Here is a 13,709-nt window from a genome sequence, read left to right as displayed (position 1 = left end):
ACCGCAAAAGCCTGCCCTTGAGCACGGCGATGCCAATGGGAACGTGTTAGCATTCGCCTGCTGATTTTGCCGGGAAGGAGCTCATGGGGCGCGCAATAGTTTTGATCTGTCTGCTGCTGGTTGCTGCGGGCGCGCAGGCCAGTCTGAAGGTCACGGTAGTGCCGGCAAAGAAATCTGTGCGCGAGAACATTGAAGCCTATGTCGGCGTAGTTGAAGGCGACAGCCCGCAGGCGCTGGAACGCCAGTTTCGGCATATCGATCAGCAGGCGACACTGGCGGCCCAGGCCCTTGGCTATTACCACTCACGTAACGAGCTGAGTATCAGTGGTGATGGCGATGACCCCGTTCTGACGCTGAGAGTCGAGCTGGGTGAGCCGGTCCGGTTGGGCGAGGTGAATATCGATATTCTGGGCGCTGGGCGTGGTACCGATGCCTTTTTGCTGCCCAGCGCAGCGATGCTGCAGCCCGGCGCGGTGCTGCATCACGGACGCTACGAAACGGTCAAATCGCAGATCAACAATCAGGCGCTACGTTACGGCTACTTTGAGGGGCAGTATCTCAAGCGTGAGCTGCGGGTTGATCCTGAACGCAATATCGCCGACATCCATATCCAGTACGACACCGGCCCGCGCTACCGTCTGGGGCAGGTGAATTTCTCCGAGACCATTTTTGACCCCGAGCTTCTGGCGCGCATGGTGCCGTTTGAACCGGGCGTGCCCTATGACGCTGACCTGGTTGGCCAGCTGAATCAGGATTTGCTATCCAGTGGCTACTTCAATGGCGTGCTGGTGACCGCCCCGGCGGATCGGGCGAATGGCCAGGACGTTCCGGTGCAGGTTGAAATCACCGAGCGCGACCCGCACTCGTTGGGTTTGGGCGGTGGTTACTCGACCGATGTCGGGGTGCGTGGCAAGCTCACCTGGGACCAGCACTGGGTTAACCCCAAGGGCCATAGCCGCGGTGCCAGTATGGAACTATCCATACCTCGCCAGAACGTTACTGCGTTCTACCAGGTGCCGCTGGATCCGCCGCTGGACAACAATCTGCGCTACTTTGTTGGTTGGCAGCATGAGGATATCGACGACGTCGAGACCCGTAGCCTGGCAGTCGGCGCCGAGCTCAACACCCGTTTGGCAAGCGGCTGGCAGCGCACCATTGGTCTGCGGCTGCAGCACGAAATCTTCTCGCTGGGCGATGACTCCGGCAATTCCACGTTATTGATTCCCAGTCTGGTGCTACAGCGTACCCAGGCTACCGGCGGCGTCGATCCCTCGCGGGGCTACAGCATGCTGGTGGATGTTCAGGGTGCCAAGGAGGGTGTTCTGTCGACCGTGGATTTTGCCCGGGTGATGGGGCAGGTGAAGGGGCTTTACACTGCCTTTGACAATCATCGCCTGTTTGGCCGTCTGGCGCTGGGCGCGGTGGCAACCAACGATTTTTCTAGTATTCCACCCTCATTGCGCTTTTTTGCCGGTGGTGATCAGAGCATCCGTGGTTATGACTATCAGACCCTGTCGCCGGTCGATAGCACCGGCGATACGGTTGGCGGACGCTATTTGATCGCCAGCACGGCCGAGTACCAGTACGAGTTTATCGACAAGTGGCGGGCAGCGACCTTTGTCGATTACGGTAATGCCATTGACTCGCTGACCGATCCTTTGAAGACGAGTGTGGGTATCGGCGTGCGCTGGGTATCGCCAATCGGGCCGATACGGGTAGACCTGGCCAGGTCATTGTCCGACCCTGACGAGGGATACAAGATTCACTTTTCCATGGGGCCTGAGCTGTGACCCGTTTTCTGGTTCGGGCGCTTGTCCGTGGCTTGTTTATTCTGGCGATGATTCCGGTCTTGCTGGGCTTTTTGCTGGCCAGCGAGGGCGTCAACCGCTGGCTGTTTGCCAAAGCCGAAGCGCTGGAACCACGCCTGACTCTAGGCTTTGAAGGCGGCGATTTCTGGCACGGATGGGACTTCTCCCTTATTGCCTGGCGCGATCCGGCGCTGGATTTGCGGGTGGATGCCGCCTCGCTGCGCTGGAGTCCGTCGTGCCTGTTCGGCAAGACGCTGTGCATTGATCGGCTGACGGTGGAGCGTATCGTGGTCGTCAGTCAGCCGGCCGAAGAGACGCAAAGCAGCGAACCGCTCAGCCTGCCGGCAGTACAGCTGCCCTTGGGGTTGGAGCTGGGCGAGGTGCATCTGGGCGAGCTGTCGCTTGACGGCGAAACCGCGCTGCTCAGCGATGTTGATCTGGTTGCACGCGGCAGCGGCGATCAGCTGGTTATCGAGCGTTTTTCCGGCATCGGCCCGCAACTGGACTGGCAGCTTTACGGCAGTGTGCAGACGCGCGATGACTGGCCGCTGGAGTTGACCGCCGACCTGAATCTGCCACCGGTGGATGGCCGCGACTGGGCCTTGCAGGCGCGGGCCAGCGGCACCCTGCGTGAGCTGGAGCTGCGCGCCAGTAGTCGAGGCTATCTGCCGGGTAAGCTGAACGCCAGCGCCAACCTGTACGAGCCGGGCATCCCGGTTGATCTGCGCTGGCAGGGCGAGCCGTTTCTGGCCCTCGGCAGTTTGCCTGCCTCCCTGACGCTCAATAACTGGCAGCTGCAGTTGCTGGGTAACCTGGAGGAGGGCTACCTGCTGCAGTCCACCGCCAGCCTGCCCGGTGATGGCGGTACTGTGCTGCTTGAAGTTGACGGCGAGGTGACCACCACGGGTGTGCCGTTGCTGGCTGTGCAGATGCACGTTGCCGATGCACCCGCGCGCCGCTTCGCTCTGCAGGCCGATGCCAGCTGGCAGCAGACACTGGAGGCAAACGGGGAGTTGGCTCTGGATGCATTCCCCTGGCAATGGCTGTATCCCGTTGATACCGGTGAGGTGTCGCTGCAGCAATTGGCGATGGTTGCGCAGCTGCGTGGTGAGGAGCTGAAAGCGGACCTGCAGGCACGCCTGACCGGTGTCGCAGGTCAGCAGGTGAACCTCAAGGCTGGCGTGGCCGGTAACCAGCAGCAGCTTCGTGTCACGCCGTTGGAGATACTGACCGCCGCCGGTCAGGCCAATGGCGAGGTGGACCTGACGCTGGAGCCTGCAGTGAGCTGGGGCGGGCGCTTCCAGCTGCAGGGTATTGACCCTGCGGTATTTGTTGCGGCGCTGCCTGGCGACCTCAACGGCCAGCTGAACAGCCGTGGCCAGCTGCAGGGTGAGCAACTGCGCCTGGAAGCGGACTGGGATATCAGCGGCAGCCTGCGCCAGCAGCCGCTGGCGTTGTCCGGGCGGTTGGAGAAACTGCAAAACGACTGGTTGCTGCAGCAACTGCGGGTGCGCCAGGGCGCCAACAGCATTGATGGCCGGGCGCGCTGGGGCGAGCGGGTCGATGGGCGTTTTGATCTGCAGCTGGATAACCTCGCCACCCTCTGGCCGGGCCTCAAGGGCAGCCTTGGTGGCTACCTGCAGCTTGGTGGTGACAGTGCCGCGCCGCAACTGGCCAGCGTGCTGCGCGGCGCAGGCGTCGGCCTGGATGGCCTGCAGGTGGAAAGCCTAAACCTAGACGCTAACACCACGCTGAACGAGCAGTTGCCGCTGAACCTGGCGGTTACTGGTCAGGGTATACGCAGCGATGATACTCAGCTGGGTGACCTGCAGCTGACCCTGCGGGGCCGCCGCGCTGCACACGAACTGCTGCTGTCCCTGCAAAACGGGGTGGCTGACGCCGACCTGGCGTTGGGCGGTGCACTGGACGATACGGCCTGGCGCGGTACCCTGACGCGCGGCGAGCTTGGCTACGAGCAGTTCCAGCTGGTGCTTCAGCAGAGCGCTGATATCGACTATCGCCTGGGCTATGGGCGGCTGCAGTTATCCGGTCATTGCTGGCAGCAAGCCTCTGCCAGTCTGTGTTTCAACGGCCAGCAAACCCTGATGCCCGAGCGCAAGGTAGACCTCAGTCTGAATGACTTTGATCTGGCCGAGCTGCAACCCTGGCTGCCGGATGACTTGCGTTGGCAGGGGCTGCTTAACGGCCAGGTGGAACTCACTCAGACGCTGGGTCGCGCGCCAGTCGGTCAGGTAACGGTGAGCAGTGAAAACGGTGTCATCCAGGTGCGTGATGATCAGGAGCTGCTCGACTTTCCCTACCAGCAGCTCTCTGTCGATACCCGTCTGCAGGACCGCACAGCGCAAGCTGAAGTGCGCCTGAGCAGCGAGATCATTGGTCAGTTGGCGGTAAACGCCGATATCGCCGACCCTGCTGGGGCGCAGACACTCTCGGGTGATTATCAGTTGAGCGACCTGAAGCTGGATTTCCTGCGCCCCATGCTGCCGGATGTGGATGAACTGCAGCTGACGCTGAACGGCTCTGGCAGCTTGTCTGGTGTATTGAGCCAGCCGGTCGTCAGTGGTGTTCTGAGTCTGCGTGACGGGCTGGTGGCCGGCCGTAACCTGCCCATCAGTCTGGAGCAACTGCAGACCGATATTCGTATCGACGGCACCAATGCCCAGGTCGATAGCCGCTGGACCAGTGGCGAGCAGGGTCAGGGTACGCTGTCGGGGCAGGTCGGTTGGGCGCCGCTGGACGTTGATTTGCAGCTGCGCGGCAGCGCCTTGCCGGTGAACGTGGAACCCTACGCCCAGCTGCAGGTTGCACCTGATCTGGCAATTACCCTGCGTGACAACAACCTGCATGTGGGTGGTGAGCTGGCGATTCCCGAAGGGGATATCCGCGTGCGAGAACTGCCGGCAAGCGCGGTGACCGTGTCGCCGGACGTGGTGATTGTCGGGCAGGAAGCAGCAGAACAAGACGCGGCGCTAGGTATCACTGCCCGGGTCAAGCTGAACATCGGCGATCAGTTGCGCCTGAGCGCCTTTGGTTTACGCGGGCGCTTGAAAGGCCAGTTGGAGGTACAGGAGAACCTCACCGCCAATGGCGATTTGCAGATCCTGGATGGCAAGTTCCGCCGGCTGGGGCAGGAGCTGGAGCTGCGTCGCGCGCTGCTGCTGTTCTCCGGGCCTATAAGTCAGCCGTACCTGAATGTCGAGGCCATTCGCCGGGTGGATGACGTCATCGCTGGTCTGCGGATCACCGGCAATGCCGCCAGCCCGACGTCTGAGGTGTTCTCGGAGCCCGGTATGTCACAGCAAGAGGCCATGTCTTACTTGGTGCTCGGGCGGCCACTGGGCGAGGAAGGTGATAACAACCTGCTGGCTCAGGCGGCGCTCGGGCTTGGGCTGGCCGGTGGCGCACCCATCACCCGTGGCATCGGTAATGCGCTGGGGCTTGAGGATTTTGCCGTCGAGGCCGAGGGCAGTGGTAACGAAACCCAGGTGGTCGCCAGCGGCAGCATTACCGACAAGTTGAGCGTGCGCTACGGCGTTGGTGTATTTGAACCGGCCAACCAGTTGGCGCTGCGCTACGAGCTGACCCGGCGCCTGTATCTGGAGGCCGTCAGCGGCTTTGCCAGCTCGCTCGATTTCTTCTATCGTATCGACTTCTGAATGCAGCCCGGCAGGGCTGCAGCCGAGTCTGTCATCAGTACCCACACCCATTGCGTGCTACGGCACGTTCAAGGAGTCATCATGTCTAGCGTCACTTTGCGCGGTAATCCTATTTCTGTTGGTGGCCAGTTTCCTGCCAAGGGCGACAGCGCTCCGGCCTTCACTCTGGTTGCCAAGGATCTGTCCGACGTCAGCCTCGCCAGCCTGACCGGCAAGCGCAAAATCCTGAACATCTTCCCCAGCGTTGATACGCCAACCTGCGCCACCTCGGTACGTACCTTCAACAGCAAGGCCAGCGCACTGAACAACACCGTTGTACTGTGCATCTCTGCTGATCTGCCTTTTGCCCAGGCACGTTTCTGCGGTGCCGAGGGCCTGGAGAACGTGGTTAACCTGTCCACCATGCGTGGCCGCGAGTTTGTCCGTGATTACGGTGTGGATATCGAGAATGGCCCGCTGGCTGGTCTGACTGCACGGGCGGTTGTGGTACTGGATGAAGACGACAAGGTTCTGCACAGCGAACTGGTCAGCGAGATCGGCCAGGAGCCGAACTACGACGCAGCTCTCGCAGCACTCTAAGCGGGCACGGGGCGACGGCTGCTCAGCCGGCTGTCGCTCTGCAGCGCGTCAACAACTCTTCCAGCACGCTCACCAGTTTCTTCTCATCTACCGGCTTGTCCAGCCACGCCAGCGCAGGGTCCGCACTGCCGTTGTGCAGCAGGCGTTGACCTTCTTCGCAGTACGCAGATATCACCAGAATCGGTAATGCCGCCGATGCCGGATCCGTGCGCAGATCCCGTATCAGTGTAAGGCCGTGGCCGTCCTGCAGGCGCAGGTCGGTCAGCAAAGCGGTATAGCTGTGCTCCTGCAGACAGCTGCGGGCCTGGGCCACACTGGTCGCGGTGGTTGGAATATAGCCGGCGCGGCGAACGACCAGGGCGACAAACTCGGCGATCATCGGGTCGTCGTCAACCACCAGGACGGCGCGCTCGGCAGCGGGGTCTGACACGTGGGCGGGTTGGTCTTCGGCGGCTTCTACCGGCAGGCGTAGCCAGAAGGTCGCGCCGTGCCCCGGCAACGAGCTGAAGCCGACTTCGCCGTCCATCTGGTGCGCCAGTTCACGGGTGATCGCCAGGCCCAGCCCGGTGCCAGCCTGCTGACGACGGTCGGAGCTGTCAGCCTGCGCAAATTTGCTGAAGATCTGCTCCTGAAATGCCAGGGGGATGCCGTCGCCCTGATCAATCACGTTAATAGTGACGTGCCCGCCATCAAGCTCGGTCTCGACCGTGATGACACCCCCGGCTGGTGAAAACTTGATCGCGTTGGACAGGTAGTTGTTAAGTATCTGGTGCATGCGCATGCTGTCGACGCGAACCCAGCAGGCGCTATCGCCCTGGCGCTGCAGGGAAACGTCGCGGCTGGCAGCAAAGGCCTGGTTGGCGGTTAGCGCCTCATCGATCAGCTCGGTGAGGGGGCAGGGGCGCATCTCAAACTGCATCTTGCCGGCGGCCAGCTTTTCCATGTCGAGCAGGTCGTTGATCAGCAAATTGAGGCGTTGGCTGTTGTCCTGGGCGATTTCCAGCATGCGTTGCATTGCCTCGGGTACCGGGCCCAGGCTGCCACTGTTGACGATGGCCAGGGCGCCGGAGATTGAGGTCAGCGGGGTGCGCAACTCGTGGCTGACGGTCGATACGAACTGGCTCTTAAGCTGCTCCACACGCTTGGCTTCAGTCAGGTCCTGCATGGTACCGCTAGCGCGCAGCGCCTTGCCGTCTTCATCGCGCTGCACAATGCCGCGCAGCAGAACGGGAGTGCTGTGACCGGTTTGATGGGTAAGGCGGGTTTCTTCGGCGAAGGTGTCCTTCTGGGACTGCATCACGTCACGCAGCGAGCTGATCAGTTGATGACGTGCCTGGGGCGCCAGTACCGATTGCCAGCGGTGCAGCGATTGCGCCGCGTCTTGTGGCGGGTAGCCGATAATTTCCCAGGCGCGGTCGGAGGCCAGGAAGTGCCAGTTCTGCATGTCCACATCCCACCAGCCGTCATTGCTGCCCTGAAGCGCCAGACGCTTGCGTTCTTCGCTCTGGCGCAGGGCTTCGTTACTTGCGCGCAATCGTCGGGTCATCTGGTGGGCAATGCGCTCCGCCTGCTCGCGCCGCAGCACCAGCATGGACGCTAGGGCAAATAGCAGCAGGGCGCTCGCCATGCCGATCAGCAGAATCCATGGGCTGGGCCCGGAGGCACGCTCAAAGCTGGGGGTGCTGACAAACTCAAGGCGCCAATTGCGACCGTACAGATGAAGGTCATGGGTGCGTTGGTAGGCCGCTTCGGCGCTGGCTGGAGTCAGGTCGCTGTACAGCTGTGGAAAATCCAGGCCGGTCTCGGTGTCGGTAATCCGATAACGTACGCCCGGCGTACGTGAGCCAAGGATGCCTTCCAGCAGATCACCCATGCGGTAGGGGCTGTAGACAAAGCCGCGCAGGGCGCGCTGACGTTGTGCCGGGGTATCGAGCGGCGCACCACGATGATAGATCGGCGTGTACATAAGAATGCCCGCCTGCACCTCGCCGTGGGTTTCCTGCAGCAGGCGGACGGGCCCGGTCATCCGAGTGTGGCCACTTTCAGCGGCGGCCTGCATGGCGGCTCGACGCACAGGCTCGGAGAACATGTCGTACCCGAATGCGGCGAGGTTGCGGTCTCGGAATGGCTCCAGAAACAGAATGGATGTGTAAAAAGGACGTGGGCCGACAGGGTGCACCTGAAAGTCCGGAAACCCTTCTGCACGGACGCGCTCTTCAAACTCCTCAAGCCCTTCTGGTGCAACGGCCTGGGCGTAACCGACGCCAAGAATGCCAGGGTAGTTCTCGGACAGCCTCAGGCGTTCGACCATGACCCGCCATTCAACCCGCGAGACCCGACCGCTTGCATCCATCAGACCCGCGCCGCCCAGGAGTATCTGTTCGTGGTTGAGCATGCGTTTGCGGATGGCAACCGCAATATCGTCGGTGAGGAGAGTGAATTCCCTGCTCGCAGCCTCCTGCTCCCGCTCGCTTTGATACTGCCAGAACAGCACTGTGGCCAGCAGCGCCAGCGCGGCAACAAACCAGGCAATACTGTTTTTTTGGCTGACGATGGCGCGGCCTGGAGATGGGGAGGAAGTAGCAGGGGTTTCTGGCATAGGTATAGCGGCGTCTATAGCTGTCGGACGATGGGTTGTCCCTATGATAGATGTCTGAGGCGCTGTCTGCAGAAGATTCTGCCGCTGTGAGGTGCCAGATGTTGATTCATCCTGTTTATATGTTGATATGCGAGCCAGTTAATGAAAATGAATGATCTGGTACAAATTTTATATATGAACTAAGAATGTGCGATGTGATTTCTTCAAGCAGGCTCTGGATAGAGTCGATAACAAAAAAATGGAGTCATTATGCGCCATACCTGGTTTGCGAAGCGGGCCCCGCTGGCCCTGGTTTTATCCGCTGCCCTGACGGGTTGTCTCAGTAGTGGCGGGGGAGGCGATGATGCTCCGCCGCCCGCTACCTTCTATCCCTTGTTTGATCCGGCTGCGTCGCTGTCTGAAAACGCGTTGCCAATTCCCCTTAACCTCGCCATGCAGGGCACGGCCGACGGCACGCTGAACATTCCGTTGGTCGATGTTGAGTCAGCGTCATTCCGCCAGTTATTGGCTCAGTTGAACGACCTGGATGGCTGGTCCACCGTCGCGCCAGTACAGATCCCCTTCAGCGCTGAAATTGACCCAGCCTTTGCCGAGGGCAACGTTGTGGTGTTGCGTACCACCCTGGTGTCTCCTGCCACAGCAGAGCTGCTGGAGCTGGCGGCACAGCGCTACGCAGAAGAGGGCGCTGCCCCTGCGACCAGCTTGATCAACGAGGCGGTTGCGAGTCTGGCGCATGCACCGCTGACAGGCCACCAGGTACCGGTGCCCGAGTTCACCTGCGCGGACCCGGTGACCGACCAGTTTGCGGTCAGCGTCGCCGCTACCGACGCCAGCACGCTGCTACTCAAACCCATCAGGCCGTTGGCTCCCGGCGATGACCTGGCCTGTCTGGAGCAGGGCGGACCCTTCTACCAGAGCGTGGTAGCCGCGTCTGAGCTGGGCAGTGATGCGTTTTCCAACGGGTACCTGCCTGTACTGCTGGATGGCTTCAACAGCGTGGATGCAGACCCGGTTGGCCGCGCTCAGGGCTTTGCGCAGGTCACAGCTGCGGCTGCGGCTGGCGATTCGACGCAAACTGCGCAGCTCAAAGCGCTTTACGGCCAGATCGGCGAGATCATCGAGCAGCAGAATTTGGACGGCGATGAGGTTGTGCTGAGCTTCGTATTCAGCACCCAATCAACCACTGCGGTGCTCGACTATCTGGCAGAGCGGGCGCCGGCCCGCAGTAGCAGCCTGAGCCTGGCGGCGCCGGCGGGCACGGTGTTGGCTAATGCCCATCTCTATAAAGGTGTGCTGCAGAATGTCCCTTACTATCTGGCCAACAAGCCGGACAACATCGGTGCGGCAGGCGGACTGACGGCAGAGGCGGATGCTCGCTCGGTGCTGAGCGGGCAGTGGGTCAGTGAGCGCGGGCAGGGCGTTACGCGTTTTGATCTGCTGGCTGGCCGTGGCCCGGTGACCGAGCAGGCGGTCAATTTGCCGCTGCTGATGTCCGTGCCTGCGGGCATTGCGCCGGGCGCCGGCTGGCCAGTCGTTATATATCAGCACGGGCAGGGCAGCGATCGTTCGGCCATGGTTGGGCTGGCAGGCCTATTTGCAGCCGAGGGCTGGGCGATGGTGGCAATCGATCACCCGCTGCACGGTGTGGTCAGTGGCAATCCGCTTGCGCCCTTGTTGATGGACCCGGTCAACGAGCGCCACTTTTATATCGACATGGACGGCGATGGCGCGATGGATGCCTCTGGTTCGCATTCGATGAATGGCTCGCCGGCAACCACGCGTGATATTCGCCGCCAGACCGTTGCCGACTTGCATCAGTTGCTTGCCAGCCTGGACACCATTGACGTTGGCGGTCAGCAGCTGGACAGCAGCCGAGTAGGCTACGTGGGGATTTCCATGGGTGGGGTGATCGGCTCCATGTTTGCCGGCACCGTCGCAGACGAGCAGGTCCAGGCGTTTTCGCTGAATGTGCCGGGCGGCGGCATGGCCAAGCTGTTTGACGGCTCTGTGGTGTTTGCCTCGCGCTTTCGTCCGCAATTGGCCGCTCAGGGCCTGGAATTCGGCAGTCAGGCCTATGAACGCTACTTCGCACTCGATCAGGCGGTGCAGGACAGCGGTGACCCGATCAACTTTGCCAATGCCATCAATGCAGGGAGTGCGGCTGTCCATCTGGTTGAGATGGTCGGCAGCAGTGACGGCAATCCCCCGGATATGGTACTGCCCAACAACCTGATGAATGGGGATTTGTATAACGGCATCTTCCGTGCGGTGGGCCTGTCTGAGACTCAGGTAGCGGAGACGGCGCCGCTGTCCGGCACAACGCCGTTGTGGCAGAACGCAGGCCTGGATGCGTTGACCAGCGGCAGCGCCAGCGAGCGTCCTATTCGTCGAGTAGTGCGCTTCACCGGCGGTAGTCACTTCTCTCTGCATCTGCCGGGTCGGCCAGACAGCATGGCGCCTTTCAATGCGGCGTTTCCTGTCGCCGATGGGCCGGCGACCATGGCCGCGGTGCAACGCCAGACGGTTGAGTTTCTAACCACCCAGGGGCTGACCTTGCGTGTTACGCCGGACGAGGTGGGGCTAGTTACGCCGTGAGGAGCGCATAGGTTGAGACGCGCTGCGTTCTCAACCTATGTCGTAGCGGTGAAAGTGGTTAGAATATTGCGAAATTATTTTGACGCTATTTTTATGACGCGCGCCCCGAGATAGAGCGGGGCGCGCTTTTTTAAGGGGCTAAGCGGCGGAGCAGGGGGCTTGAATCTCCTGTTTGCTATCCGTTAGCTTTCGCACCTTGGTGTCACTTTGCTTTCATCAGATTCGCTTAAAGGATGCACGAATTGCATGGATAACTTGCCGCTAGACCCGGATCTGAACTCCGTGAAATACGGCAACGGGCGTGCTCGCGAGGCGCAGCGGCTGATGCTGATTGCCAATGCGTTGATTCTGGTCTTGCTGGTGATTGCCGTACGCACGTTATGGGTGGGGGACTGGTTTAACAGCGCCTTGCTCGCCGTGGCTGTGCTCACCGTGCTGGCGGGGCGCATCCTCAATCGGAGAGATCGGCTTGAGGCTGCTGTTGCCTTGGTGCTGAGCGTTGTGGCGGCTGCCGTCAGTATCTCTATGTGGGAGTCTCAGGGCCTCTATAGTGGCGCCATTCTGGCGTTTCCGGCGCTGTTGGTGGTGGCGGGTACGGTTGCTACCCGCCGACTGTTTCTCGGCTTGCTGGTTTTCATGCTGTGCGTTGTGGTCGCGATTACCAGCCTCTCCGTTGCAGGCATACGCAGCTACACGCCGGCGCCGATAGGCTGGGGGCGCCTGACGGTAATCTGCTCCATTCTGCTGGTGTCTGCGCTGGCCATTTCCTTGTTGATGCGTGACCTGCGTTGTGCGCGGGCGTTGCTGCGCCAAGAGGTGAAACGTCTGCGCGCCTCATAGGACAAGCTGAGCCATCTCAGGCAGCATGACTCGCTCACCGACCTGCCTAACAGACAGGTTATTGGCGAGCTGGTGCAGTCGGCGATCGAACGGGCGCGGGGGCAGGGCAGGCAGCTCGCCCTGGTATTTGTGGACGTCGACAACTTCAAGACTATCAACGACTCACTGGGTCACGCGGCTGGGGATGCACTGCTGCAGATTATCGCTGAGCGCCTCCAGCGGGCGGTGCGCGAATCGGATACGGTCAGTCGGCAAGGGGGTGATGAATTCATCATGACGCTGCCCGACCTCGATGGGCAGGAGACGGCGCTCGCCGTGGCCCGTCGCATGCAGGAAATCGTCGGACAGCCCATCACGCTTGGCGACATGCAGCTGGTGACCTCGCTGTCTATCGGCATGGCGCTGTTTCCGCGCGACGGTGATGACTTTGCCACCTTGTTACGCAAGGCTGAACTGGCAACCCAGCGTGCCAAAGCCACCGGCCGCAATACCTGCTGTCTGTTTGACGAGCAGATGAACGTGAATACGCACGAGCGACTGAGCATTGAGCAAGACTTGCGTCAGGCGCTCGCGCACAATGAATTCGAGCTGTATTTCCAGCCTATCATGGCGTTGGCCGAAGGCCGTCTGGAAGGGGCGGAAGCCTTGTTACGCTGGCGTCATCCACAGCGCGGAATACTTGCCCCGGATGTCTTTATTGACGTGGCAGAGCAATCTGGGCTGATAACCAGTATCGGCGACTGGGTGCTCCTTGAGGCCTGCCGGCAGGCAGCCACCTGGCAAGGGCTGCGGGTATCGGTCAATCTGTCGGCGGTGCAGTTTCACCGCGGCAATCTGGAAGAAAGTGTCGCCTTGGCGCTGGACGCCAGCGGCCTGGATCCGGCGTTGCTTGAACTGGAGTTGACCGAGTCCATGCTGCTGGAAGACTCCGAGCGTTTTATGCAGCGCCTGCAAAACCTCAAGCGCCTTGGCGTGCAGCTGGCGATAGATGATTTTGGCACCGGTTACTCGAACCTGGCTTACTTGCAGCGTTTTCAGGTCGACAAGCTCAAGATCGACAAATCCTTTGTCACCGACCTGAGCAGCAACGAACAGAACCTGGCCATCGTGACGGCGATCATTCAGATGGCGCGCAGTCTGCGGCTGCAAACTACCGCCGAGGGTATCGAAACAGCCTGTGTGCAGTCAGCGTTGATTGATCTGGGGTGCAAGCTGGGTCAGGGCTATTTGTTTTCCCGGCCGATGCCAGCGGGTGACTTCCAAGGCTATGCGCAGCGGTTCAACGCCTGATATGGGGACAAATCCAGTTCTGTGCGTACGATATCTGGGTTCGCATAATATATATTATGTTAAATAATGTGTATGGCGATTATGCAGATCTGCCAAGCGCCGCCCGCCCTGTCTGTTTATTCGCACTCAACTCGTCACGCCACGCCTGACTCTGCTTTGCGCCTTCTCGGTTTCAACCGTCCGCCTTTGTCGGCATTGGCTGTTCTGCTGGATGGTTGCAGCTGCGCCTGTGTCAGGTGAAATGCGATAAACGCCCGGGTTATGTCCTGGTCAACCAAAGCCAGGGTGTCTCCGCTGCCGGTGGTTTCGAGTTCCGACAGA

The 13,709-nt window shown here is 60.9% G+C and carries 7 protein-coding genes; 6 read left to right on the top strand and 1 reads right to left on the bottom strand.

Translation table 11 applies throughout. The features are described from left to right. The first annotated feature begins 83 nt into the window (after window positions 1-83). From CNQ84_RS16850 to tpx, 3 genes are all read left to right on the top strand, one after another. Window positions 84-1,790, top strand: coding sequence for an autotransporter assembly complex protein TamA (locus CNQ84_RS16850; RefSeq protein ID WP_096006005.1), 1,707 nt, complete (start codon window positions 84-86; stop codon window positions 1,788-1,790). Next, entirely contained in the window at window positions 1,787-5,485 is a 3,699-nt protein-coding gene (locus CNQ84_RS16845; RefSeq protein WP_096006004.1) for a translocation/assembly module TamB domain-containing protein, read from the top strand. Before CNQ84_RS16850 ends, CNQ84_RS16845 begins: the two co-directional genes overlap by 4 nt. A gap of 81 nt (window positions 5,486-5,566) precedes the next feature. Continuing rightward, the gene (gene tpx / locus CNQ84_RS16840; protein ID WP_096006003.1) at window positions 5,567-6,064 is read left to right on the top strand and encodes a thiol peroxidase; all 498 of its coding nucleotides are present in this window, start codon (window positions 5,567-5,569) and stop codon (window positions 6,062-6,064) included. Between the two features lie 22 nt (window positions 6,065-6,086). On the opposite strand, the gene CNQ84_RS16835 is transcribed toward tpx, so the two are convergent. Continuing rightward, window positions 6,087-8,663 carry a hybrid sensor histidine kinase/response regulator gene (locus tag CNQ84_RS16835; RefSeq protein WP_096006002.1) on the bottom strand — a complete coding sequence of 859 codons (2,577 nt, stop codon included), beginning with the start codon at window positions 8,661-8,663 and terminating at the stop codon, window positions 6,087-6,089. 249 nt (window positions 8,664-8,912) lie between these two features. Here CNQ84_RS16835 and CNQ84_RS16830 point away from each other — a divergent pair, with 249 nt between their 5' ends. The 3 genes from CNQ84_RS16830 to CNQ84_RS16820 all read left to right on the top strand — a co-directional run bounded on the left by CNQ84_RS16830 (window position 8,913) and on the right by CNQ84_RS16820 (window position 13,388). Beyond that, window positions 8,913-11,258 (top strand): hypothetical protein, encoded by a 2,346-nt coding sequence (locus CNQ84_RS16830; protein WP_096006001.1) that lies wholly within the window; start codon window positions 8,913-8,915, stop codon window positions 11,256-11,258. A 246-nt stretch (window positions 11,259-11,504) separates the two neighbouring features. Then, window positions 11,505-12,098, top strand: coding sequence for a hypothetical protein (locus CNQ84_RS16825; protein ID WP_096006000.1), 594 nt, complete (start codon window positions 11,505-11,507; stop codon window positions 12,096-12,098). A gap of 6 nt (window positions 12,099-12,104) precedes the next feature. Beyond that, on the top strand, window positions 12,105-13,388 hold the full coding sequence (locus tag CNQ84_RS16820; RefSeq protein WP_281254838.1) for a putative bifunctional diguanylate cyclase/phosphodiesterase: 1,284 nt from the start codon (window positions 12,105-12,107) through the stop codon (window positions 13,386-13,388). Window positions 13,389-13,709 lie beyond the last annotated feature (321 nt).

This window comes from Pseudomonas abyssi, assembly GCF_002307495.1.
GTDB lineage: Bacteria > Pseudomonadota > Gammaproteobacteria > Pseudomonadales > Pseudomonadaceae > Halopseudomonas > Halopseudomonas abyssi.
Note: the sequence above shows the minus strand (reverse complement) of the source record. Positions and strands in the feature narration are given on the sequence as shown.